The sequence below is a fragment of the Cupriavidus sp. 2KB_3 genome (genome assembly GCF_052115685.1).
GTDB lineage: Bacteria > Pseudomonadota > Gammaproteobacteria > Burkholderiales > Burkholderiaceae > Cupriavidus > Cupriavidus campinensis.
The window spans coordinates 239,812-261,734 of sequence record NZ_JBFRHD010000003.1 but is presented as its reverse complement, the minus strand read 5'-3'; the positions used below and the strand labels follow the sequence as shown (position 1 = coordinate 261,734).

General features: G+C 67.5%; 24 protein-coding genes. 14 read left to right on the top strand and 10 right to left on the bottom strand.

What is annotated here, in order from left to right; translation table 11 throughout:
* Window positions 1-189: 189 nt before the first annotated feature.
* Window positions 190-1,209 carry a sigma-54 interaction domain-containing protein gene (locus tag AB4120_RS04465; protein WP_149139001.1) on the bottom strand — a complete coding sequence of 340 codons (1,020 nt, stop codon included), beginning with the start codon at window positions 1,207-1,209 and terminating at the stop codon, window positions 190-192.
* Window positions 1,210-1,621: 412 nt separating this feature from the next.
* Between AB4120_RS04465 and AB4120_RS04460 the strand changes: the two genes are divergently transcribed.
* From AB4120_RS04460 to AB4120_RS04440, 5 genes are all read left to right on the top strand, one after another.
* The gene (locus AB4120_RS04460) at window positions 1,622-3,025 is read left to right on the top strand and encodes a sigma-54-dependent transcriptional regulator (RefSeq protein ID WP_144196862.1); all 1,404 of its coding nucleotides are present in this window, start codon (window positions 1,622-1,624) and stop codon (window positions 3,023-3,025) included.
* A gap of 134 nt (window positions 3,026-3,159) precedes the next feature.
* On the top strand, window positions 3,160-3,966 hold the full coding sequence (locus tag AB4120_RS04455) for a sensor histidine kinase (RefSeq protein WP_262389778.1): 807 nt from the start codon (window positions 3,160-3,162) through the stop codon (window positions 3,964-3,966).
* A 223-nt stretch (window positions 3,967-4,189) separates the two neighbouring features.
* The gene (locus AB4120_RS04450; protein WP_262389779.1) at window positions 4,190-4,618 is read left to right on the top strand and encodes a hypothetical protein; all 429 of its coding nucleotides are present in this window, start codon (window positions 4,190-4,192) and stop codon (window positions 4,616-4,618) included.
* Between the two features lie 99 nt (window positions 4,619-4,717).
* Complete coding sequence (locus AB4120_RS04445) at window positions 4,718-5,341, top strand: hypothetical protein (protein WP_149139002.1); 624 nt, start codon at window positions 4,718-4,720, stop codon at window positions 5,339-5,341.
* A gap of 107 nt (window positions 5,342-5,448) precedes the next feature.
* Window positions 5,449-5,892, top strand: a complete 444-nt coding sequence (locus tag AB4120_RS04440; protein WP_392388565.1) for a PRC-barrel domain-containing protein — start codon at window positions 5,449-5,451, stop codon at window positions 5,890-5,892.
* Between the two features lie 91 nt (window positions 5,893-5,983).
* Here AB4120_RS04440 and AB4120_RS04435 read toward each other — a convergent pair whose 3' ends face one another.
* Window positions 5,984-6,334 carry a BON domain-containing protein gene (locus tag AB4120_RS04435; protein WP_144196865.1) on the bottom strand — a complete coding sequence of 117 codons (351 nt, stop codon included), beginning with the start codon at window positions 6,332-6,334 and terminating at the stop codon, window positions 5,984-5,986.
* 217 nt (window positions 6,335-6,551) lie between these two features.
* Here AB4120_RS04435 and AB4120_RS04430 point away from each other — a divergent pair, with 217 nt between their 5' ends.
* From AB4120_RS04430 to AB4120_RS04410, 5 genes are all read left to right on the top strand, one after another.
* The gene (locus AB4120_RS04430) at window positions 6,552-7,052 is read left to right on the top strand and encodes a low affinity iron permease family protein (protein WP_149139004.1); all 501 of its coding nucleotides are present in this window, start codon (window positions 6,552-6,554) and stop codon (window positions 7,050-7,052) included.
* A gap of 55 nt (window positions 7,053-7,107) precedes the next feature.
* Entirely contained in the window at window positions 7,108-8,295 is a 1,188-nt protein-coding gene (locus AB4120_RS04425) for a DUF3182 family protein (RefSeq protein ID WP_262389780.1), read from the top strand.
* Complete coding sequence (locus tag AB4120_RS04420) at window positions 8,282-9,247, top strand: alpha/beta hydrolase family protein (RefSeq protein ID WP_149139005.1); 966 nt, start codon at window positions 8,282-8,284, stop codon at window positions 9,245-9,247. The genes AB4120_RS04425 and AB4120_RS04420 overlap by 14 nt, the downstream gene beginning before the upstream one ends.
* Before the next feature lie 148 nt (window positions 9,248-9,395).
* Window positions 9,396-10,484, top strand: coding sequence for a DNA topoisomerase IB (locus AB4120_RS04415; protein ID WP_149139006.1), 1,089 nt, complete (start codon window positions 9,396-9,398; stop codon window positions 10,482-10,484).
* An 87-nt stretch (window positions 10,485-10,571) separates the two neighbouring features.
* Window positions 10,572-11,159 carry a hypothetical protein gene (locus AB4120_RS04410; RefSeq protein WP_149139007.1) on the top strand — a complete coding sequence of 196 codons (588 nt, stop codon included), beginning with the start codon at window positions 10,572-10,574 and terminating at the stop codon, window positions 11,157-11,159.
* A gap of 12 nt (window positions 11,160-11,171) precedes the next feature.
* On the opposite strand, the gene AB4120_RS04405 is transcribed toward AB4120_RS04410, so the two are convergent.
* Both AB4120_RS04405 and AB4120_RS04400 read right to left on the bottom strand, forming a co-directional pair.
* Window positions 11,172-11,837, bottom strand: a complete 666-nt coding sequence (locus AB4120_RS04405) for a ParB-like protein (protein ID WP_441641884.1) — start codon at window positions 11,835-11,837, stop codon at window positions 11,172-11,174.
* Between the two features lie 7 nt (window positions 11,838-11,844).
* Window positions 11,845-12,510, bottom strand: a complete 666-nt coding sequence (locus tag AB4120_RS04400) for a BON domain-containing protein (RefSeq protein WP_262389782.1) — start codon at window positions 12,508-12,510, stop codon at window positions 11,845-11,847.
* A 251-nt stretch (window positions 12,511-12,761) separates the two neighbouring features.
* Between AB4120_RS04400 and AB4120_RS04395 the strand changes: the two genes are divergently transcribed.
* The 3 genes from AB4120_RS04395 to AB4120_RS04385 are packed head-to-tail and all read left to right on the top strand — an operon-like array spanning window position 12,762 to window position 14,824.
* Window positions 12,762-13,619, top strand: a complete 858-nt coding sequence (locus tag AB4120_RS04395) for an SDR family oxidoreductase (RefSeq protein ID WP_149139008.1) — start codon at window positions 12,762-12,764, stop codon at window positions 13,617-13,619.
* Window positions 13,620-13,670: 51 nt separating this feature from the next.
* Complete coding sequence (locus AB4120_RS04390; protein ID WP_149139009.1) at window positions 13,671-14,189, top strand: hypothetical protein; 519 nt, start codon at window positions 13,671-13,673, stop codon at window positions 14,187-14,189.
* Between the two features lie 14 nt (window positions 14,190-14,203).
* Window positions 14,204-14,824 carry a ParB-like protein gene (locus AB4120_RS04385; protein ID WP_149139010.1) on the top strand — a complete coding sequence of 207 codons (621 nt, stop codon included), beginning with the start codon at window positions 14,204-14,206 and terminating at the stop codon, window positions 14,822-14,824.
* A gap of 72 nt (window positions 14,825-14,896) precedes the next feature.
* On the opposite strand, the gene AB4120_RS04380 is transcribed toward AB4120_RS04385, so the two are convergent.
* From AB4120_RS04380 to AB4120_RS04365, 4 genes are all read right to left on the bottom strand, one after another.
* Window positions 14,897-15,085 (bottom strand): DUF3008 family protein, encoded by a 189-nt coding sequence (locus AB4120_RS04380; RefSeq protein ID WP_149139011.1) that lies wholly within the window; start codon window positions 15,083-15,085, stop codon window positions 14,897-14,899.
* A 12-nt stretch (window positions 15,086-15,097) separates the two neighbouring features.
* The gene (locus tag AB4120_RS04375; RefSeq protein ID WP_022539625.1) at window positions 15,098-15,256 is read right to left on the bottom strand and encodes a DUF3309 family protein; all 159 of its coding nucleotides are present in this window, start codon (window positions 15,254-15,256) and stop codon (window positions 15,098-15,100) included.
* A gap of 180 nt (window positions 15,257-15,436) precedes the next feature.
* On the bottom strand, window positions 15,437-16,594 hold the full coding sequence (locus tag AB4120_RS04370; RefSeq protein ID WP_149139012.1) for an iron-containing alcohol dehydrogenase: 1,158 nt from the start codon (window positions 16,592-16,594) through the stop codon (window positions 15,437-15,439).
* A 140-nt stretch (window positions 16,595-16,734) separates the two neighbouring features.
* On the bottom strand, window positions 16,735-18,183 hold the full coding sequence (locus AB4120_RS04365; RefSeq protein WP_149139013.1) for an NAD-dependent succinate-semialdehyde dehydrogenase: 1,449 nt from the start codon (window positions 18,181-18,183) through the stop codon (window positions 16,735-16,737).
* Window positions 18,184-18,346: 163 nt separating this feature from the next.
* Between AB4120_RS04365 and AB4120_RS04360 the strand changes: the two genes are divergently transcribed.
* Window positions 18,347-19,156 carry an IclR family transcriptional regulator gene (locus tag AB4120_RS04360; RefSeq protein WP_149139014.1) on the top strand — a complete coding sequence of 270 codons (810 nt, stop codon included), beginning with the start codon at window positions 18,347-18,349 and terminating at the stop codon, window positions 19,154-19,156.
* Between the two features lie 21 nt (window positions 19,157-19,177).
* Here the strand turns inward: AB4120_RS04360 and AB4120_RS04355 are convergent, their stop codons facing one another.
* Window positions 19,178-19,837 (bottom strand): response regulator, encoded by a 660-nt coding sequence (locus AB4120_RS04355; protein WP_441641883.1) that lies wholly within the window; start codon window positions 19,835-19,837, stop codon window positions 19,178-19,180.
* Complete coding sequence (locus tag AB4120_RS04350) at window positions 19,834-21,843, bottom strand: type IV pili methyl-accepting chemotaxis transducer N-terminal domain-containing protein (RefSeq protein ID WP_149139015.1); 2,010 nt, start codon at window positions 21,841-21,843, stop codon at window positions 19,834-19,836. Before AB4120_RS04350 ends, AB4120_RS04355 begins: the two co-directional genes overlap by 4 nt.
* Window positions 21,844-21,923 lie beyond the last annotated feature (80 nt).

Here is a 21,923-nt window from a genome sequence, read left to right as displayed (position 1 = left end):
CGGACCGCATATGTAAGAAATACACGGTGACGGGCGGATGTAAAGTAAGGAATACGGCCTGCGTGAAATCGAATGGATCGATAAATGCCGTGGAATAGCGCCGGAAAATCGGCCAGATAACCTGCGGGCAGCAGGCAAAAAAAACCCCGCCATAGGGCAGGGACGATTTTCAGTGGGGGTGGCGGGTCATTATCCGGCCCGATATACATCCAGCCGGTTGTAAAGCGTCTTCAGGCTGATGCCTAGCGCCTTGGCGGCCTGCCGCTTGTCGCCGTCGAAGCGCGCCAGCGTGGCCAGGATAATCTCCCGCTGGGTATCGGCCAGGGTCGTTCCCACCCGCACGCTGACCACGCCATCGACGGTAGTGGGCCGCATCGGCTGGTTGGCGAGATTGGGATTGCCGATTTCCACGAGTTTATCGGCCAGAATATAGGCGCGATAAACGGAATTCTTCAGTTCGCGCACATTGCCGGGCCAGTCATAGCGCACCAGCCGTTCCAGCGTGCTCGCCGAAAAGGCCTTTTCGGTCTGCTCCATGGCGTTGAATTCGGCCAGGAAGTGGCGCGCCAGCGGGACGATGTCTTCGGTACGTTCGCGCAGCGGCGGAATATGGAGCGGGAAGACCGCCAGCCGGTACAGCAGGTCCTCGCGCAACTGGCCATCGCGCACGGCCTCCATGGGGTCGCGGTTGGTGGCGGCCAGGATGCGGACGTCGCTCACCAGCAGGGTGTCGCCGCCCACGCGGTGGAAGTTGCGGCTTTCCAGCACGCGCAGCAGCTTGATCTGCATTTCCACCGGCATTTCGGTGACTTCGTCGAGGAACAGCGTACCGCCCTGAGCCTGCTCGAAGTAGCCGGCCTTCTGCTCCAGCGCGCCCGTGAAGCCGCCCTTTTCGTGCCCGAACAGCTCGGATTCGATCAGCGTGGGGGCGATGGCGCCGCAGTTCACCGCCACGAACGGGCCGCCGGCGCGGCTGCTGCGCTCATGCACGGCCCGCGCCACCACTTCCTTGCCGCTGCCGCTCTCGCCCACCGCCAGCATGGTGACGTCCGTGGCCGCCACCCGGTTGAGCTGGGTGATCAGCCGCTGCATGGCTGGCGCGGTACTCTCCCAGAGCAGGGAAACCTGCCCGGGCGCGGCACGGCGGCCCGGCGCGCGCGGCGGGGGCGCCGAGGAACGTGCGGAAGGAAGCGTCGCGGTGGTTGACACGGGTGGCAGTGTGGCCGCCTGCGCCCGCCATCCCAGGAAATTGGGGGAAGGGGGCCGACGGCATCGGATTGGTCATTGATGCTTTAATGCTAACTGGTCGCGTTACGGGTGGCTACCGCCCAAGGCCCCGTCGCGGAAAGGTCCGACACCTGTGTCAGACGGACACCGGCATATCGGCCAAGAGGCTGTGGCTAGACTTCAGCCTATCTTGCGGCCTGTGCCGCCCGTTGCACGGCGAGACCTTTGCCAACCTTAGCCAGACCTTTGCGAAACCTTTGCCAGGCGGTTTGTCGTCGCGGCAGCGCCGCACAACTCCGCATCCACCGAATCGAAAGGCCAACGGGCCCATGAGAATCAGACTCCGGACCGATTTCCGACAGGAATCCCGCGCCAACGGACCCCAGCGCAGCCTATGCCACACATCCTGATCGTAGACGACGACGAAAACGCCTGCGCGGCGCTGGCAGAAATTGTCGCGATCGAGGGGTTTTCCTCCGCCACCGCCGGCAACCTGCGCGAGGCGCGCCTCCAGATTGGCTGGCGCATGCCCGATGCGGTGCTGGCGGACCTGCGCCTGCCCGATGGCAGCGGCATGGAGCTGTTCGAGGAAGTGGGTTCGTCCGGCGTGGAAGTCATCCTGACCACCGGCTACGCCAGTGTGGAGAGCGCCGTGGAGGCGCTGCGCCTGGGCGCCACCGACTACCTCGTCAAGCCGATCAACGTCACGCGGCTCCAGACCGTCCTCAAGCGTATCGCCACCACCGGCGAGCTGAAGGCGGAAATCCATTCGCTGCGCGGCGAGTTGCGCCGCTACGGGCGCTTCGGCCGGCTGCTGGGCAGTTCTGAAGCCATGCAGGCGGTCTACGACCAACTGAGCAAGGTTGGCCCGACCGAGGCCACCGTGCTGCTGATTGGCGAGAGCGGCACGGGCAAGGAACTGGCGGCGCAGACCGTGCACGAGCTGTCCGCGCGCCGGCGCCAGCCGTTCCTGGCCGTGAACTGCGGCGCGATCTCGCCCACGCTGATCGAGACCGAGATGTTCGGCCACGAGCGCGGCAGCTTCACCGGCGCCGATCGCCAGCACAAGGGCTATTTCGAACGGGCCGACGGCGGCACGCTGTTTCTCGACGAAATTACCGAGATGCCGCTGGAGTTGCAGGTCAAGCTGCTGCGCGTGCTCGAGACCGGCACCTTCATGCGCGTGGGCACCAACCGCGAGCAGCACGCCGATGTGCGCGTGCTGGCCGCCACCAACCGCAACCCCGAGGAAGCCGTGGCCGAGGGCAAGCTGCGCGCCGACCTGTACCACCGGCTGAACGTGTTTCCGATCGAGTTGCCGCCGCTGCGCGCGCGCGGCGACGACGTGGTGCAGATCGCCAACACCATGCTGGAACAGCTGAACGGCGAGCAGGGCACCCAGCGGCGCTTTTCGGCGAGTGTGCTGGAGAGCCTGCGCATGCACGCCTGGCCCGGCAATGTGCGCGAACTGCGCAACTTCGTGCAGCGCGCCTACATCATGGCCGACCAGGATGTGATTACCGAGGTACAGATTCCGCTGCAAGTGGCGGCGGCGCCCTCGGCCGGCACGGCCGTTGTGTCGGTGCCGGTGGGCATGTCCCTGGCCGAGGCGGACCGCCAGTTGATTTTCGCCACGCTGGAGCAGTGCTCGGGCGTAAAGAAGCATGCGGCGGAGATTCTGGGCATCAGTTTGAAGACTTTGTATAACCGGCTGGAAGACTATGCCGCCAAGGGCGAGCTGCCCGAATGGCTGCGCGCATCGCGCAACGGCGACTCCGGCCCGCCCGCCGCCTCGTGAGGGCGGGCGCAGGCAGGGTGCGTGACAGGAAATCCGCGGCGCCGGGCTTGCCGGTGCATGGTTCTTGCATGAAGACCGCTTTGGCGGATTCCTTTTGATTGACACGCTCTGACTGAGCTGACCTGAAGATGGCCATGGCCGACGCACCCAGCCCCACTCCACAACCCTCGCACGACGGCGCCGCCGGGGACCTCGCGTTCCCGGCCGTGCGCAGCATCGCCGAGGTGGCCGCGCTGATCGAGCAGGCGTCCCATGATTTGCGCTCGTCACTCAACGCGATCCAGAGCTGGGGCTACGTGCTGGACCGCTCCATCGACACCCCGGCAGCCCCGGCGCAGCGCGCGCTCGACGGCATCCGTTCCGGCATGCAGCAGCAGCTGGCGCTGATCGAGGAGATGGAGGAGGCCGTGCGCCTGCTGGCCGACGAGCGCAAGCCGGAATGGGAAACCACGGACCTGCGCGTGGCCGCTGAGGAAGCCATGGCGGACAAGCGCGCGGCGGCCGAAGCGCGCGGCGTGATCCTGGCCTCGCTCGAATGCCAGAGCCCGGGCGGGGCGGACTTCTGCGTGCAGGGCGATGGGCTGCGTCTGGCGCCGCTGCTGCGCCACCTGCTGATCCATTGCATCTGGCGCGCGCCTGCCGGCGGATCGGTGCGCGTGCACCTGGTGGCCGAGGCCGACTACGTGAAATTCCGCATCTCCGAGAGCCCGCCGCTGGACCGCTCGCGCGGGGCCTCCCGGTTGGCGGTGCTGACCGACTTCTTCGGGCGCAGCGTGGCCGAAGCCGGTGCCCACTCGCCCCGGCAGAGCACGGCGCTGCTGCTCACGCGGCGCATGGTGGAACTGCAGGGCGCCCAGCTGACTGCCGAGAACGATAACTGCGACGCCGACAACGTCAGCGTCTGCATCGCCGTGCGCATTCCGCGCCGGCCGGCCGTCTGACCCTCCGCCGCTCTGCCGCATTCCGGCATTTTTTACCGCATCCAGCACAATCTGCACCCATCCGCCCCCTTTCCGTCACCTGAAAAAGCGGCGGGAATGACGCCTGGCGCGCGCTGGCCGCAGCCCCGTCAGGTGACCCACCCGCTGGCCCAGCGTTTGCATGGTTATCCGTGGAGCCCCGCCATGAGGGGACCCGAACTCGATACCCAACAGGAGAGATGCCATGCAGAAAGCCCACGCTTCCAAGGGATCGCAGAACCCCTTCCCCACGGCTGCCAATCATCCTGCAGCGCCTGCCATCACCGGCGCCGAGAAGGCGGATGGCAAGCACGAGAAGGACAAGCCCAAAAAGAAGACCTATCAGGCCGCCGTGGACGATTCGCTCGACATGACCTTCCCGGCCAGCGACCCGATTTCGCCGAGCGCGGCGTTGCATGCCGAGAAAAAGACCACCACCAAGCGTGATGACGTGGACTGGACCCTGAAGAAGGGTAGCGAGCATCAGGTGGCCAGCGGCAAGGCTGCCGCTGAACGGAAGGGCGCCAGCGACAAGGCGGGCAAGTCAGGCAAGGCCGGCAAGTCCGTCAAATCCGCCCAATCTGCCCAATCCGCCCGCAAGGACAAGAGCACGGCCAAGTCCGGCAAGAAGTAGCCTGAACACAGGCGGCCCCTGCCTTCGGGTGGCCGCCTGTGATTCTTCGTGCGCCCTGGCACATCTGTACCGCATCAACGCTTTGAACGGAGCATCCGTATGTCTACGATCATCGCAGGACGATTCGATACGTTTGACCACGCAGAGACCGCCGCCGCCCGCTTGCGGGCCAAGGGGGTGAGCGAGCAGGACCTCAGCCTGTTCTATGTGAACCCGGCCGGCCAGCATGCCACGTACCCGATCGGGGGCGACCAGGCGGTGGATCCAGCCGCCCGGCAGTCTGGCAAGGGCGCCGGGCGGGGTCTGATGATTGGCGCGGCGCTGGGCGCGGCCGTGGGGATCTGCCTGGCCGCCGCCGTGCGCGCGTGGTTCGCCACGCCGCCGCAGCCCTGGGTGATCGTGCTGACGCTGGCGATTGCCACGGGCGTGGGCGCCTATGGCGGGTCGCTGATGGGCGCGCTGTCGATGACGAGCGCCGGCAAGCGCGATCCGCGCACCGGCGAGGTCCGCATGCGGCATGCCGGCGTGCTGCTGGCCGCGCACGTCTCGCCCGATAACACGGCGCTGGTGGCCAACGAATTGCGGCAGGGCGGCGCGGAAGATGTCGAGCGTGCCGAAGGCCAGTGGCGCGATGGCCGCTGGGAAGATTTCGATCCGTTGGCGCCGCCGGTGCCGGCGGGTCCGTTGGTCGGGGAAGATTCAGCTCGCGCGCGGCACCAGTAGTAGGCGTAGGCGTAGGCACCGCGCGGTTTTTTTATCACCATGCCTTTCACCCCTTCACAAGAGGAGCAGCCATGCATCGCATAGACAACACGCCAGAACCGCCCGGCATGCCGCCCGGCGGGCCCGGAGCGAAGGGCGCAGCCATCATCGGCGGGGCGGAGCAGCACAGTGCCGGCCCGGGACCGTTCGTGATGGCGTCCGATACGCTCGAGGGCAACAAGGTGGTGGATCCTTCGGGCGAGGAAATCGGCACCATCGACCACATCATGCTCGACGTGCTGGGCGGCCGCATCGCCTATGCGGTGCTGGCGATGGGCGGCTTCCTCGGCATTGGCGAGAAACTGCACGCCCTGCCGTGGTCGGCGTTGACGCTGGACACGCGGCGCAAGTGCTTCGTGCTGGGCGTGGAGCGCGAACGCATCAAGGCCGCGCCGGGTTTCGACAAGGAGCACTGGCCGACCATGGCGAACTCGCAGTGGGCCACCACGATCCACGAGTACTACGGCATTTCGCCGTACTGGGAGAAGGATCGGTACGATCCGTGGGCTTGAGGCCCAATCAAACAAAGCCGGCGCCCGAGGGCGCCGGTTTTTCGTTGGGCGGAGGTGGAGCTCAGACCGGCTCAGACCGGCTCAGACCGGCTCAGACCTTGTGGTTGACCTGCCCCGAGGGTTTGCTCGATGGATCGGCGCGCATGCCGCTGGCGGCAGGCTGTCCGGCCGGCTCCGGGGGCGGCGGTACCCGCGTGCTGAGCTGGTTCGACACACCGAGAATGCCCGGCGGCGTGGCGGCGGCCTTCTCGAGCCGTTGCGACAGGTCGATGTCCTCCACGCGGCCCGTGAGCGTGACGCGCCGGTCCACCACGTGCACGGCCACGCCATCGGGCATGTCCCCGCCGCACGCTTCGGCGATGCACGTGCCCACGCGTTCGCGCAGCAATTCGTCGTCTTCGTCTGGACTGGTCCGGGCGGTGTCCTGGGTTTCCGTCTGCATGGCGCTTCCTTTCACTGGGTAACAAGAGTCCTGCATGGCCGTGCGACGCAATCGGCATGCCTGCTGCGCCGCATCGGAGGCGCCGCCCGAGCTGGCGCTGTCTTGTAAAAACGACGCGTCACAACGCGCTGACAGCCTTGTAGGACACCGCCGCCTGATCAGGCCACGGTCCGCTCTCTACAATGTAGACAGTCATGGGTTTGCGCAGGAGCCTTTCATGAAGCAGCACCGGATCATGCATCTGTTCGATCACTTCGCCGGCGCCGCTACGCGCCATGCGGGCTCTCCAGCGGCCTTCGTGCTGGCCGTGCTGGTGGTGGGAATCTGGGCCTTGACCGGCCCCATCTTCGGCTACTCGGAGACCTGGCAGCTCGTGATCAACACCGGCACCACGATCATCACCTTCCTGATGGTGTTCCTGATCCAGCAGAGTCAGAACAAGGACTCGATGGCGGTGCACCTGAAGCTGAACGAGTTGCTGGCGTCGAGCAAGCCGGCGAGCAACCATCTGATCTCGATCGAGGAACTCGACGAGGACGAGTTGCGCCAGCTGGTGCTGTTCTATCGCCATCTGGCCGAGTTGGCGGACCGGGAGGGCGGAGTGAAGTGCAGCCACTCCCTGGACGACGCCAACGAGAACCACGCCGCGAAACGGCGCGCGCGGCACGCTGCACGTGAATCGGGTGCCGCCCACGCCGATGCCGAGCCCGCCACCTAGCTGGCATGGATCTGGCTCCACATTCCTGGCACGTCTGATCCCTGAGGAGACCATTTTGGCCACCCCGGCAACTCCGAATCCTGCAGTTTCGACGGCGTCCACCGAGCCGGCGCCGCTGGCCCAGCCACGCGAGGTGCGCGTGGTGGTCTATGGGCGCGCGGATTGCGACGACCCGGCGAGCCATCCGGGCACAACGCTGCGGAACATCGCAGAGCGCGTGGCGGCACTGGCTGGCTTCCGCTACGCGGGCAGCTACGACGCCGTGACCCACCGCGCCGCGACGGACCGCCTCTATTTCGTGCCCGCCGACACGCTGACCGGCATCGACAGCGCGCACCAGCTCGGCATCGCCAGCCTGCACGACCTGCTCGGTGGCGTGGTGCCGCACGATTTCGTTGGCACGAAGGCGATTTCCCACGGGCTGGTCGCGCCCGATGGCAGGGCGCCGGAGGGCTGGAGCCAAGACTTCGGCGCGCGCATCGCGCCGTACGTCTTGCCGGGCTACACCGCGTTCTCGGTGGAGGATGCGCGGCGGGCCGGGCAGGCCATGCTGGGCGGGGGCAAGGTTCGCGTGAAGGAGCCGTGCGGCATCGGCGGACTCGGCCAGCAGGTGGTGGCGGACGCCGCCGAACTCGACGCCGCGCTGGCGGCGCTGGACGCCCGGCAGATCGAGCGCGAAGGGCTGGTGCTGGAACGCAACCTCGAGGACGTGACTACCTTCAGCGTCGGGCAAGTGGAAGTGGGCGCGCTGCGCGCGAGCTATTGCGGCACCCAGGGCCTCACCCGCAACCATGCCGGCGAGATGGTCTACGGCGGCTCGACGTTGCGCGTGGTGCGGGGCTCGCTGGAAGACCTGTGCGCGCATCCGATCGAGGCGCACCTGCGCGAAGCCGTGCAGGCCGCGCTGGCCTATCACGCCGCAGCTGTGGCGTGCTATCCGGGCACGATGGTCTCCCGCTGCAACTACGACGTGGCGATGGGCACCGACAACGGCCAGCGGCGGCTGGGTGTGCTCGAACAGTCCTGGCGCGTGGGCGGCGCCACCGGGGCCGAACTGGCCGCGTTGGCGGCGTTCCAGGCCGACCCCCAATGCGTGCGGGCCACGGCCAGCACGCGCGAGATCTATGGCACCGACGTACCCGTGCCGCCCGGCGCGGACGTCTATTACCAGGGAGAAGACCGCAACGTCGGCCCGTTGACGAAGTATGCAATTCTGGAGTCCAGTTCTGATGGCCACACATGAGGAATCGTTACAGATCCATACCGATGGCGGAACCATCGCCGGCACGCTGATCACGCCGGCCACCAAGCTCCCCGGCGTGCTGTTCGTGCACGGGTGGGGCGGCAGCCAGCAGCAATACCTGGCGCGCGCGCGCGAGGTGGCCGGCCTGGGCTGCGTCTGCATGACATTCGACCTGACCGGTCACGCCGGTACCGCCGCGCAATACGAAACCGTCAGCCGCATGCGCAACCTGGCCGATGTGCTGGCTGCCTATGACGTGCTGGTGCGGCACCCCGAGGTAGACCGCAACGCCATCGCCGTGGTGGGCAGCAGTTACGGCGGCTACCTGGCCGCGGTGCTCTGCGAACTGCGCCCGGTGCGCTGGCTGGCCCTGCGCGCCCCGGCGCTCTACATGGATAGCGGATGGGAGTCGCCCAAGCGGCAGCTGCACCATGACCAGGATCTGGTGGCCTACCGGCGCAAGGTGGTGGCCCCCGATACCAACCGGGCGCTGCGCGCCTGCACCAACTTCAAGGGCGATGTGCTGGTGGTGGAATCCCAGCATGACAACATCGTGCCCCACGCGGCGGTACTCAGCTACGTGGACGCCTGCTGCGAGGCCTGGTCGATCACCTACCGGATTCTGAAAGGCGCCGACCACGGCCTCTCGACGGAAGACCACCAGCGCGCCTACGGCAAGCTGCTGGTGGGATGGCTGCGCGAGATGGTGACCGAAGCGCGTACCGGCCCGGCGGTGGCGCCGCCCCGGCCAAGTGCACCCTCTACCGTCAAGACGACGTCGACCCCATCCCCCGAATTCACGGTAGCGCGGCAAAAGCCACCCCCGCCGCGGGCCGATGCCGGCCTGGCGCCCGACGAGGACGACAACGAGACCGCCGTGGCGGCTGGCGATGCCGATGACGAGAATGATCCGCAGGTGATTGCGGCGTCGGCGCTATCGACCCGCAAGTAGCCCCGGGGCGCCCCGCGAAGATCGCTTTGTAGCGATTGCAGGCCGTGTGGTTCCTGCCAGACGCGCCGGAAATTTTTGCAATGGCCGTGTAAGTTGCTGCATCTGAGGCGGCTATCGGCTGGCATGCCTTGTGCGTTGGCGGAGCCACATGAGCCCCGCGTCCGTCACCCCTTCCCCCGCAGAGACTGCCGAGCAACCGGTCGACGCGGCGTTGCGCGCCGTGGGGTTGCGCCATGCCGATGACGGTGAAGCGGGGATCACGCGGCGCCGCGCGGGCACGGGCTTCTACTACGTCGATGCCAGGGGCAAGCGGATCGAGGACAAGGCCACGCTCGCGCGCATCCAGACGCTGGCGATTCCGCCGGCCTATGAGTCGGTATGGATCTGCGCCGATCCCGCCGGGCATCTCCAGGCCACGGGCCGGGATGCGCGCGGCCGCAAGCAATACCTCTATCACCCGGACTGGGCTGCGCTGCGCGACACCAACAAGTACACCCGCCTGATGGCCTTTGGGCATGCGCTGCCGCGTCTGCGTGCGCGGCTGGCCCGTGACCTGGCGCGCAATGGCATGCCGCGCGAGAAGATCCTCGCTGCCGTGGTCACATTGCTGGACGCCACCCTCGTGCGCGTCGGCACGCCGCGCTACGCGCGGCAGAATCGCACCTATGGGCTGACCACGCTGCACCGGCGCCACGTGGCCGTGCGCGGCAGCCGCCTGCGCTTCCAGTTCACGGGCAAGAGTGGTGTGACCCACGATGTGTCCGTCAACGATGCGCGGCTGGCCCGCATCGTCCGCACCTGCACGGAGCTGCCGGGGCAGCGGCTGTTCAAGTACAAGGACGGGGAGGGCGAGATCCGCGAGATCGGTTCGGTCGACGTCAACGCCTACCTGCAGGAGGTGACCGGCGGCGACTTCACGGCCAAGGATTTCCGCACCTGGGCCGGCAGCGTCCATGCGCTGGCGCTGCTGCGCAAGACCACGGCGGACAGCGAGACCGCGCGCAAGAAGGCCGTGACCGAGGTCATCCGCGAAGTGGCACAGCGGCTGCGCAACACCATGGCCGTCTGTCGAAAATGCTACGTACACCCGGATGTGCTCGCAGCTTTCATGGATGACACCTTGCAGGGCTTGCCGGCACCGCGTGCCGGCGTGCGCCTGCGTGCGGACGAAGCGCGCCTGCTGGCGCTGCTGGAGCGCACCTGTGCGCCGGCGGCGACGCCTCGCAAAGCAGCATGAGCCAGGCGGTGTTGTCCGGCACGGCAATTGCATTGCTACGCCTACCGATGAATAACAACAGCGTAGCGAGTCTAGCAAGAGGCCAAGGTGGAAAACGCAGTCATCCGTTGCCTGAGTATCGACGGCAGCCAGCACGAAACGGTGCAGCACGACTTCCCGCAAGTGGAGTCCGCAGTTGCAGCCCTCAACAACCATCACGAAGTGCCGATGCCGCGACTGGCCACGGTTGCCCGCAAGGGGCGCGGTGGTACGGTTCGGCCGCTACGCGCGCGCGATCTCAGGCAGACGCGCGTGCTGATGCAGGCGCTGTGCGAGATGCGCCTGGACCTCGGCAACGGCGAGGGGCGCTGGGAAGCCTCCACGCTGGCCAGCCGGCGGATGTCGACGATGGCGCTCTGGCGCAACCGTGCGCGCCATCTGTTCACGGAGTCGGAATGGGAGCAGGGCATCGAGGCCCGGCTCGACGCGGGCTTCCGGCAGGCCGCCAATGGCTGTACGCGCGAAGCCGCCAACGAATTCAAGCGTGCCTATTACCTGCTGTGCTGCGTGCTGACGCAGGCGCGCGACCTGGCGCGCCGGGGCGATGCCCCCGACCGGCCCGATGCCCCGCAGCCCGCGAAATCCCCGCGCCCCTATTCGCCGCGCCCCGACGCGCCGCTGGACCGCGGCGCCTGAAGGGGTGTCTGACTAAGCCTTCTTCTTGCTGGCCGCCTTTGACCCGGCCGTCCGCTTGCGGCACGGCCCGATATAGCCGGGCAGCCCGCGCGCCTTGGTGCTTAGCGCGAGCTGTACCGCGCGGGCCAGCGCGGCGGCAAAGCCGTGATGGGTGTCGAATGGCCCTTCGATGTGCCTGCGGAAGAAGTCGGCCCAGCGGAAATCCGGGTAGGCTGCCTTGACCTTGCGATACCCCCCGGAAAGCTGCACGAACGCCTCCAGGCTGCGGTAGGGATCGTCGCGCATGGCATGGATGTCCGGCGGCAGCGCCTTGATGGGCTGGCGCCGGCCCTGCTCGTCGTACGGGTGGACCATGTGGTTATCCACCATGTATGCCCAGAACTTGCGCTGCGACAGATGGCTCAGGTCTTCCCGCACGTGTGCCGGCACCATCTCCATGCCCATCTCATGCCAGGCACGAACCCAGTGATGGTGATCCACCACGTACAGCGTGTGCTCCGGGCCGAGCACCACGTGGACGCGGTGCTTGTCGAGAAACGGGGGCAGGTCGGCATGTGACAGGCGCCGCGTGACATGTATCTTCTGTGCGACGTGGTAGGCGCCGATGGTGATCTGCGTGGGCCGCAGATGATCCATCGGCACCATCAGCTTTGCGCCTTCGCGTAGAGGCTTTGCCATGGGGGTCTCAGCTCTTGTTGAGCGTGCGTTCGGGGGAGGGGGTGGCTTCGTCGCCGGCAGCCCAGCTACCAATGCTGTCACGCTGGGCGGAATCGGCGGCCTCGCCCGGCCGGCGCACGCGAATCTGGTTCTCCACGTCCTTCACGCCGTACACGGCATCGGCGATTTCCTCGACGATGTATTTCTGGCGCCGGTCTGCCACCGTGCCGCCGAGCTTGACCAGGCCCTTGTCGACATCGACGGTCACATCGGACACATCCACGTCGGGGTGGTGGGCCAGGCGGTCGCACACATCGCCCAGCACGCGCGCGTCGGGCCGTTTATAGTTCTTGGGGCCCACTGGACGGCGGCTGCCCACCCCGGTGCCGGAGAGTGTTTGCGGCCGCGTGGGATGTTCGCGATAGCCGGGATCGCCCGGATACACGCGTTGGGCGCTGTTGTACGACTGCCCGCCGCTACGGCTGTCGCCGTAGTAGCCGGCGCCGCCATAGGATGGCTGGCCGCCGCGTTGTGCGCGGTCGCGCTCGGCCTGCTCGCGCCAGTTGGGGGAGGTTGGATCGCCGCGCCAGTCTTCGCCCCATTCCTGTCCCCAGTCCTCATGCGTCGGGCTGGCCGGCTCGGGCGTGGCGCGGCCCATGCGGCTGGTACCGCGGTCTCCTCGGAAATTGAACATGTCGCGCTCCTTGCGGTTCGGTGTTCGCCCAGCCGCAAGTTCCATGCCGCGCGCGCCCGTGCCGGCGCGATGTGCGCGATGCCCGTCGCGCCGGGCGCCGGGTGCAATCCTTGCCACACGTTGTAACCGTTACGCGCCGTGAAGGCTACCGGCGTCTAACCTTCCATAGCGGGCGCGCCACGGCGCGCGGCATGGAATTTGCGCTGACCTTGCCTGACATCCCAATTCGACCCTTCCCCAAAGGTATTGTCATGGCTACACCGAAACAGGTACCGCCCCAGCATCAGCAGCGCCAGCCGGGTCTGGAAAGCGAGATGGAACCGCGCCCGGACAGCGGCGCCGATGATTACGTGGGCAGCGGGCGCCTCGAAGGCAAGGTCGCACTGGTGACGGGCGGCGACAGCGGCATCGGCCGTGCCATCGCCGTGGCCTACGCGCGCGAAGGCGCTGACGTGGCGATCGCCTATCTGGACGAACACGGCGACGCGAAGGAAACCGCCAGCCTGATCGAGCAGGCGGGCCGCCGGGCCCTGGTCATCGCCGGGGATCTGTCCGATGTCAGTCACGCGGATGAGGTGGTGGCCCAGACCGTCAGGCGGTTCGGCCGGCTCGACATCCTGGTCAACAACGCTGCCGAGCAGCATCCGCAGGATTCGCTGGATGACATCGACATCAGCCAGCTGGAAGCCACCTTCCGCACCAACGTCTTCGCGATGTTCCACGTCACGCGCGCCGCGCTGCGGCACCTGCAGAAAGGTGCGTCGATCCTGAACACGACATCAGTGACCGCCTACCGCGGCAGCGGGCATCTGCTCGACTATTCGGCGACGAAGGGGGCCATCGTGTCGTTCACGCGTTCGCTGGCGCTCCAGATCGTCAAGCGTGGCATCCGCGTCAACGGCGTGGCCCCGGGGCCGATCTGGACGCCGCTGATTCCGTCCACATTCACCGAGGAAGAAGTGGCCGCGTTCGGCAAGAAGACGCCGATGGGGCGGCCCGGCCAACCGTTCGAGGTGGCGGCCGGCTATGTTTTCCTGGCGTCGGACGCCGCGAGCTATATCACCGGCCAGATCCTGCACATCAATGGCGGCGAAGTGGTCAACGGTTGACCACGCCCGCATCGATTCGATTAATCGCGACGCATCGCAAGGGAGCACATCATGTCATCCATCGTAGCCGGCCGGTTCGCCTCCATCCCCGAAGCCGAGGACATCGCCCAGAAGCTGTACGCGCGCGGGTTCTCGGTTTGGAATGTGTCGATCATGTCCGTCAATCCGGGCGGCGCGCGCCCGCCGGGCGTGCTGCTGGCCGCCCGCGCCAAGGGCGACCGCCGCGAGGAAGTGGCGGACGTGCTGCGTGAAGGCGGCGCCTGCGACATCGAGCGGGCCAGCGGCACGTGGGAAGGCGGGCAGTGGGCCGACTTCGACCCGAAGCGGCAGCCCAAGCTGGTGGATACCCCGGAAGGCGAGTGCTGGCCCGCGCCCGCCGCGTCCCGCTATTCCAGCCAGTCCAGCCAGTCCAGCCAGTCCAGCCAGTCCAGCCAGTCCAATGGCGACGCGCGGCCTGCGCACGCCGCGCCGGTAGCCGAGGAGGCCGTCGCCGTGGACAGCACGGGTAACGAAGACCCCGGCAGCGAGCTGGAGCATTACGTGGACCGGCAGGTGTCGAGCCACAGCTAGCTCGGGTGCCATCCATGGCCAAGACCGAAACGGCGGATCTCGACACCCTGCGCCCCACGCAATTGACGCTGGGCTTTTATCAGGTCCACGAGAAGATGGACGTCAGCGCCCAGCCGCGTGAGCCGGCCGCGATGCGCAAGTTCTTGCGCGACCACCGCATCCGGACCATCGCCGGGCCGGGCGGGGCACTGTACATCGCCGATCATCACCATTGGGCGCGCGCGTGGCTGGAACTCGGCTGGCGGACGGCGCCGGTCAGCATCGACGCCGATCTCAGCAATCTTTCCCTCAGCGCGTTCTGGAAGAAGATGCGCGCGCTTGGGCATGTGCATCCAGTGGACGAACACGGCAAGCACCTCGACATCGATGCGCTCCCCGCCACGGTGATGGGGATGCGCGACGACCCCTACCGCAGCCTGGCCGCCTTCACGCGCAACGCCGGCGCCTACGCGAAACCAGGCAATGCCTACGGCGACTTCAGCTGGGCGGGCTTCTTCCGCAGCCATGTGGAGGAAGACATGCACAGCATCGCCGGCTTCGCGCGCGCGATGACTCTCGCTATTCCGCTGGCGCGCACCAGCAAGGCGCGCAAGCTCCCGGGCTGGACCGGCCCCTGCGTGCCGCGCAAGAAATAGGCCCCTGAAAAGCCTCGTGCCCCTGCGGATGCGATCCGTCAGGGGCACGAGGCGCCACGAAGCAGGAAGGTGTCAGCGCTTGGATTTGTGCATCGGCTTGCCCTTTTGCTTGGTGCTGGCCATCTTGTCCAGCTCCTTTTCGCTCATGGACTTGTACATCGACTTGGACGCGCCCTTCAGCGCGCCAGCCTTCTTGTCTCCACGCTTGGCGGAGAGCGCCGCGCCTGCGGCCATTTGCTGTGCCTTCGATTTCGCGGGCATGACAAGCACTCCTTATATTCGGCCCAATACCACCAGCAGGACCACGATGAGAACGATGAGACCCAGCCCGCCGCTGGGCCAATAGCCCCAGCCCGAGCTATACGGCCACGCCGGGAGCGCGCCGACGAGCAGCAGGATCAGAATAATGAGAAGAATGGTGCCGATACCCATGGCGTGCTCCTTGTTTCCCTATTGTTGTTCAGGAGGCGCAGCCCAAGCCTTGCCTCGGCGTTGCCTCGTTGCCTTGTAGATTCAGGGTAGAACAGCAGGCGGCACAACCAAGGCGGGCTAGGGCTGATATCGGTGTAGGAATTGGACGACTTTGGGTTATCCAGGGTAGTTTTCCATTGCTCAAAACGCCGCGCGATAGATCCCCAGTGCGTCCGCCTCGCTCACTTCGCGCGGATTGTTGACGAGCAGGCGTGTCTGAAGCATGGCGTCGCTGGCCAGGCGGTTCAGGTCTGCTTCCTTCACGCCGACTTCGCGCAGCGTGCGCGGGATGCCGGTGGCCAGCACCAGCCCTTCGATATGGGCGATCAGCGCCGCAGTCTTGGTTTCACAGCTGCCGGTCGTGCCGGGCAGTACCACATCGGTCAGTTCCGCGTAGCGCTTGCTGGCGGCGTCGGCATTGAACTTCATCACGTGCGGCAGCACGAGCGCGTTCGAGAGGCCGTGCGGCACATGGAAAATGCCGCCGATCGGGTAGGCCAGCGCATGCACGGCGGCCACCGGCGAGTTGGCAAAGGCCTGGCCGGCGAACATCGCGCCGAGCAGCATCGCCTCCCGGGCGTTGCGGTCGTTGCCGTTGTCGCAGGCCAGCATCAGGTTGCGCGAGAGCAGGTCCAGCGCGCGGATGGCCAGCATGTCCGAGACCGGATTCTTGAGGTGGGCACTGGTGTAGGCCTCGATGGCATGCACCATGGCGTCGATGCCGGTGGCGGCGGTGGCCGCGCGGGGCAGGCCGAGTGTCAGTTCGGCGTCGAGAATGGCGAGGTCGGCGAAGAGCTGCGGCGCCACCACGCCCATCTTCGTGGTTTCGCCGGTCGTGACGATCGATACCGCCGTCACTTCGGAGCCGGTGCCGGCGGTGGTCGGCATCTGCACCAGCGGCAGCCGGGCGCCGGTGACCTTCTTCACGCCGTACATGTCCTTGAGCGCCTGCGTGGCGGGCAGCAGCACGGCAATCAGCTTGGCCACATCCATCGACGACCCGCCGCCCAGCCCCAGCACCACCTCGGCGTCGGCCTGGCGCGCGCGCTCGGTGGCGTCCAGCACAACGTGCTCGGGCGGATCGGCAATAACATCGTCGATCACGGTGACCTGCCAGTCATGCCTGGCGAGGTCTTCCAGCGCCGGCGCGAGCAGGCCGCTCTTGGCCAGGAAGCCGTCAGTCACCACGCACAGGCGCCGGGCCTGCGGGAACGACTCGCGCAGCAGGGCGCCCAGCCGGCGCGCGGCGCCGAATTCGACGATGACCGTCGGCACGGTCTGAAAGCGGAACGGGTTCATGTTGTCTCCGGAATATCGGGCGGGCGGGGCACGCCGGGCGATCGGGGTCGCCCTTGGTCAGCGATGGGGCCAATAAGGGTGCCCATAAGGGTGCCAATAAGGCGGGCCGGCACAGTATGCACCCGGCCCGCCCGCCTGCATCACATCTGCAGGCAGAGGTACTTGATCTCGAGATATTCGTCGATGCCGTGGCGCGACCCCTCGCGGCCCACGCCAGACTGCTTGATGCCGCCGAACGGCGCCACCTCGTTCGAGATCAGGCCGGTGTTCAGGCCGACCATGCCGTACTCGAGCGCCTCGGCCGTGCGCCAGGCCCGCGCGATATCGCGCGTATACAAATAGGCGGCCAGTCCGTACTCGGTGGCGTTGGCGGCGGTCACGGCCTCGGCGTCGGTCTTGAAGCGGAACAGCGGCGCCACCGGCCCGAAGATCTCCTCGCGGGCCATGCGCATGTCGGCGGTGGCGTCGGCGATGACGGTGGGGGTATAGAAGGTGCCACCCAGTGCGTGCGCGGCGCCGCCGGTCAGCACGCGGCCGCCCTTGGCGCGGGCGTCGTCCACCAGGGACGCCACCTTGTCCAGCGCGGCGCCCTCGATCAGCGGGCCGATCGTCACGCCGTCTTCCAGCCCGTTGCCCACGCGCAGTTGGCCGGTGCGCTCGGCCAGCTTCGTGGCGAAGGCTTCGTAGATGCCGTCCTGCACGTAGAAGCGGTTGGCGCAGACGCAGGTCTGCCCGCCGTTGCGGTACTTGGCGGCCAGTGCGCCTTCCACGGCGGCGTCCACGTCGGCATCGTCAAAGACGATGAACGGCGCATTGCCGCCCAGTTCCAGCGAGAGGCGCTTCACGGTGGGCGCCGACTGCGCCATCAGGATGCGCCCGACTTCGGTCGATCCCGTGAACGACAGCTTGCGCACGATGGGGCTGCCAGTCAGTTCGGCGCCGATCGTCTTGGCGTCGCCGGTCACCACCTGGAGCACGCCGGCCGGAATGCCGGCCCGGTGCGCCAGTTCGGCCAGCGCGAAGGCGGACAGCGGGGTCAGTTCGGCCGGTTTGATGACGATGGCGCACCCGGCGGCCAGGGCAGGGGCGGCCTTGCGGGTGATCATCGCCGCCGGGAAGTTCCACGGGGTGATGGCCGCGCAGACGCCAACGGGTTGGCGCAGCGTGACCAGGCGCTTGTCGGCGGCGGGCGTGGCCAGCACTTCGCCGTCCACGCGCTTGGCTTCCTCGGCAAACCATTCGATAAAGCTGGCCGCATACGCGATCTCGCCGCGTGCCTCGGCCAGCGGCTTGCCCTGTTCGCGCGTCATCAGGTAGGCCAGGTCGTCCGTGTTGGCGATCATCAGGTCGAACCAGCGGCGCAGCAGGTTGGCGCGCTCCTTGCCGGTCTTGGCGGCCCAGGCGCGTTGCGCAACCTCGGCGGCGGCGATGGCGCGCCCGGTCTCGGCCGCGCCCAGGTCGGCCACCTTGGCGACCACCTCCCCGGTGGCCGGGTCCGTGACGTCAAAGGTGGCGCCGGAGTCGGCGCCAATCCATTGGCCATTCACATAGGCCAGCTGTTTCAGTAGCGAGGGGTCCTTGAGTTGCATGGCGGCTTTCCTGAGCGGGTTGATTTATATCGTTCAATAGATGGAACGATATTCGGTATGTCGAACGTGAGCGTATGATACGCCCATGCACGGCAGACTGCCAACCGCCCGGAAGTGTTCCGCGCAGCCGGTACAATTCCGCCCAATCCTTCCGTATTCCCCGATGCCCAAGTCCGCCTATAACGCTCCTGCCGATGATGCCGCGCCGTCGCTGAAGTCCACGTCGCCGGCGGTGGTGCGCGCGGTACATGTCATGGATGCCGTGGCCGCCGCCCCGGAACCGCTGACGCTGGCGGACCTGACCCGGCTGACCGGCGCGCCCAAGAGTTCCCTCCACGGCATGTGCGACACCCTCGTCCAGCTGCAACTGCTCAAGCGCCTGCCGAACGGGGCGATGGCGGTCGGCCCGCACGTGATGGCTTGGGCCAACGCGTTCCTCTCGCAGACGCAGATGACGAGCGAGTTCCGCGCGCTCTGGGAGCAGACCGATGCCTTCCACGATGCCACGGTCACGTTGTCGATGCTGGATGGCGCGGAGGTGGTCTACCTGGCCTGCCAGAATGGCGACCGCCCGCTCGGCGTCACGTTCCGCATCGGCATGCGCCTGCCGGCGCCCTATACGGCCACGGGCAAGGCGATGCTAAGCACGCTGCTGCCGGCCGAGGTGCGCGACCTGTTCGCGCCGGGCATGCCGCCGCCGCTTACGCGGGCCAGCGTGGCCGATGTGGAGGCCCTGCAGGCCGAACTGGCGCAGGTGCGGGAGGTGGGATATTCGACCGACAACGGTCAGATGCGCGAAGGCATGACGTGCTTCGGCGCGCCGGTGTTCGATGCGGCCGCCCCGTGCGCGGCGGGGGCCATCGCGGTCAGCTATCTGACCAACGAGATCGATGCGGCCACCGGCGAGCGGATCGGCCAGCAGGTGCGGGCGCTGGCGGACCAACTGTCAGCCCGGCTCGGCGCCCGGCGGTAACGTCCCCGATCGGGGAAGCCGTCACGCGGTCAGGCCATGTTCGACCGCGAACACCGCCACCTGCACGCGGCTGGCCAGATTCAGCTTCTTGAGGATGTTCTGCACGTGGATCTTGACCGTGCTCTCGGCCACGCCGAGGTCGCGCGCGATCTGCTTGTTGCTCTCGCCCCGGGTCAGCCCGCGCACGATCTCGCGCTCGCGCACGGTCAGCCGCGCGCCGTCCTCGGCGCTCGGGGCCGGCGTGGCGGATGGCTGCGCCGGCGCGCGGAACTGCGCCACGAGCTTGGCCGTCATGCCATCCGAAATCACCGGCTCGCCGGACGCGGCGCGGCGGATGGCCGAAGCCAGGAAGTCCGCCTCGATATTCTTCAGCAGATAGCCCCGGGCACCGCCGCGCAGCGCGCTGGCCAGCTCTTCGGCCTCCTCGGACACCGTGAGGATCAGCACCGCGGTGTCCGGCAGGTCCTGCGCCAGCAGGGCCAGTGTCTCGAGCCCGGATAGCCCGGGCATGTTCAGGTCCAGCAGGATCACGTCGGGGCGATGCTGCTTGGCGCGCTTGAGCCCCTCCACGCCATCGGCCGCCTCGTCCACGACGGCAAAATCGGGCTGGCGCTGCAACAGCGCGCGAATGCCCGAACGGAACAGCGTGTGATCGTCGATCAGCAGGATGCGGATGGTCATGACTGGAGACTCATTTCGTTGATTTCATTGGCCTCGCTGGCCTCGCCGGACACATGGGCGCCGGGCACGCGCAGGGCCACGCGGGTGCCGCGCCCGGGTGCGGACTCAATCGACAACTGTGCGTTGAGGCGCGCGGCGCGCTCGCGCATGATGTGCAGGCCCACCTGCATCTCGCAGCGCGTGGCGAGCCCGGCGGCGTCGAAGCCCTCGCCATCGTCCTGCACCACCAGTTCAAGATCGCGCCCGCCTTGCAGCCGCACCAGCACGTGGCCGGCCTGCGCGTGCTTGCGCACGTTGGAGAGCGCCTCCTGCAGAACGAACAGCACCTGCAGCTGGGCATCGGGCGGCAGCGGCCGGGCGTTGTCGTAGCCTTCCACCTCCAGCCGCGCCTCGGTGGCGCACTGGCGCCGGAAGCGCGCCACGGTGTCTTCCGCTGCCTGCCGCAACTCGCCCTGTGTGAGCCGGGTGCGGAAGTTCAGCAGCAACTCGCGCACATCCTGGTAGCTCTCGTCCACCCCGCAACGGAGCATCGGCACGATCGCCGCCACATCGGCCAGCGCCCCGCGCGAGACGGCTTCTTCCAGCAGCTGGGCTTGCAGGTTCAGGTAGTTCAGGCCCTGGGCGATGCTGTCGTGCAGGCCCTGCGCCACGAGGTTGCGCTCCTCCACCACGGCCAACTGGCGCGCGGTGGCGGATAGGCGCTGGTGTTCTAGCGCCACGCCCAGATGCTGGGCCAGCGTTTCAAGCAGTTGCCGGTCTGACGCGTTAAGCACCCGTGGCGAGCGGAAGTGGAGGGAGAACATGCCGATCACCCCGCGCGGTGTGTCGATGCGGAACGCCGCGAAGCCGCCGAAGCCGCACGCCATCGGCGGCGAGGGCCGCGCATGGGGCAGGGCCGGCCAGGTGACCACGCGCTGCCGCGTGGCGGCGCCGCAGTGGCAGGCATCGGCCCCCATGCGCTGCTCCTGCTCGACCAGCGTGGCGGGCAGTCCTTCGGAAACCACCATGTGGAGGTTCTCCGGCACCGCATCGAGCATGCGCACGCTGCCGCCATCGGCGTCCAGGCGCCGCATGATCCGTGTCAGGAAGCCCCGGCACAGCGCCTCGGCCTCGTTCGGCTGGTTCAGGTAGGCGGCGATGTCGTAGAGCGTCTCGAGGTCGCGGTTGCGCCGGGCCAGTTCGGCGGTTTTCTGGGCCACGCGGGCCTCGAGCCCCCGGTAGAGTTCCTGGAGCTCGGCCGCCATCCGATTGAAACCGGTGCTCAGCGTGCCGAATTCGTCACGGCTGGTGACCGGCAGGCGCAGCGAGAATTCGCGGGCCGCCATGCGGCGCAGCCCGTCCTGCAGCGTCAGCACGGGCAGGATGATCCAGAGATAGAGCAGGTAGATGACTGCGACGGTGCCCATGCAGGCGATGGCGGCCAGCGCGGCCTGGGACATGCGCAGCAGGTCCGTCTTGCGTGCGTTGTCGGCCTCGATCATGCGCACCAGCTGGTCCGCCTGCGCGACAAAGTCGGACAGTGCGGCCACATAGGCGAGCGGCGTGCCGTCCGGCGCGTTCATGTCCTGCTCGGCCAGCGGCTTCATCCGCTCATCCCACGCCCGGGCCACGCGGTCCAGCTGGTCGTGGATGGCTGGCACGGCAGGCAGGAACAGCGGCCGCTTGGCGTCGCCCCGGCGCAGTTGCGCCAGCGTCTCGTCCAACTGGGCGATCCGTGGCGCGAGGGCGTGGGGTTGATGAGTGCGGGCCCGGGTCAGTTCGATGGCCACCGCGTTGGCGTGCATCCGTACGCTGCCGGCATCGTTGATCGCCGCGCCGGCGCCTTCGAGGTTCCAGGAGAGCCACAGGGTGCCGCCGATCATTGTCAGGACAACCAGCAGCGAGATCAGGGACAGCGAGATGATGCGGGTGGAGAGGCGGTGGCGCAGCCCCGGCAGCCCGACCGCCGAGGTGGCTTGGGGGTCCGCGTGCGTATCGAACGCGGCGTCAGGAAAGGGGGCTGGCATGTTGTGGGGGCGAGGGCAGGGCGTCAGGACACCTGCCATTCTGGTGCCGGCGATTGTGCCGTTTCCTGCGCTGGATCAAA

Coding starts and splice junctions, on each gene's coding strand:
- AB4120_RS04350 (WP_149139015.1), bottom strand. CDS start 21,843: ATGCCAGCCCCCTTTCCTGACGCCGCGTTCGATACGCACGCGGACCCC.
- AB4120_RS04435 (WP_144196865.1), bottom strand. CDS start 6,334: ATGCAGACGGAAACCCAGGACACCGCCCGGACCAGTCCAGACGAAGAC.
- AB4120_RS04455 (WP_262389778.1), top strand. CDS start 3,160: ATGGCCGACGCACCCAGCCCCACTCCACAACCCTCGCACGACGGCGCC.
- AB4120_RS04365 (WP_149139013.1), bottom strand. CDS start 18,183: ATGCAACTCAAGGACCCCTCGCTACTGAAACAGCTGGCCTATGTGAAT.
- AB4120_RS04360 (WP_149139014.1), top strand. CDS start 18,347: ATGCCCAAGTCCGCCTATAACGCTCCTGCCGATGATGCCGCGCCGTCG.
- AB4120_RS04375 (WP_022539625.1), bottom strand. CDS start 15,256: ATGGGTATCGGCACCATTCTTCTCATTATTCTGATCCTGCTGCTCGTC.
- AB4120_RS04385 (WP_149139010.1), top strand. CDS start 14,204: ATGGCCAAGACCGAAACGGCGGATCTCGACACCCTGCGCCCCACGCAA.
- AB4120_RS04450 (WP_262389779.1), top strand. CDS start 4,190: ATGCAGAAAGCCCACGCTTCCAAGGGATCGCAGAACCCCTTCCCCACG.
- AB4120_RS04395 (WP_149139008.1), top strand. CDS start 12,762: ATGGCTACACCGAAACAGGTACCGCCCCAGCATCAGCAGCGCCAGCCG.
- AB4120_RS04445 (WP_149139002.1), top strand. CDS start 4,718: ATGTCTACGATCATCGCAGGACGATTCGATACGTTTGACCACGCAGAG.
- AB4120_RS04415 (WP_149139006.1), top strand. CDS start 9,396: ATGAGCCCCGCGTCCGTCACCCCTTCCCCCGCAGAGACTGCCGAGCAA.
- AB4120_RS04390 (WP_149139009.1), top strand. CDS start 13,671: ATGTCATCCATCGTAGCCGGCCGGTTCGCCTCCATCCCCGAAGCCGAG.
- AB4120_RS04440 (WP_392388565.1), top strand. CDS start 5,449: ATGCCGCCCGGCGGGCCCGGAGCGAAGGGCGCAGCCATCATCGGCGGG.
- AB4120_RS04400 (WP_262389782.1), bottom strand. CDS start 12,510: ATGTTCAATTTCCGAGGAGACCGCGGTACCAGCCGCATGGGCCGCGCC.
- AB4120_RS04405 (WP_441641884.1), bottom strand. CDS start 11,837: ATGGCAAAGCCTCTACGCGAAGGCGCAAAGCTGATGGTGCCGATGGAT.
- AB4120_RS04370 (WP_149139012.1), bottom strand. CDS start 16,594: ATGAACCCGTTCCGCTTTCAGACCGTGCCGACGGTCATCGTCGAATTC.
- AB4120_RS04380 (WP_149139011.1), bottom strand. CDS start 15,085: ATGCCCGCGAAATCGAAGGCACAGCAAATGGCCGCAGGCGCGGCGCTC.
- AB4120_RS04430 (WP_149139004.1), top strand. CDS start 6,552: ATGAAGCAGCACCGGATCATGCATCTGTTCGATCACTTCGCCGGCGCC.
- AB4120_RS04420 (WP_149139005.1), top strand. CDS start 8,282: ATGGCCACACATGAGGAATCGTTACAGATCCATACCGATGGCGGAACC.
- AB4120_RS04355 (WP_441641883.1), bottom strand. CDS start 19,837: ATGACCATCCGCATCCTGCTGATCGACGATCACACGCTGTTCCGTTCG.
- AB4120_RS04460 (WP_144196862.1), top strand. CDS start 1,622: ATGCCACACATCCTGATCGTAGACGACGACGAAAACGCCTGCGCGGCG.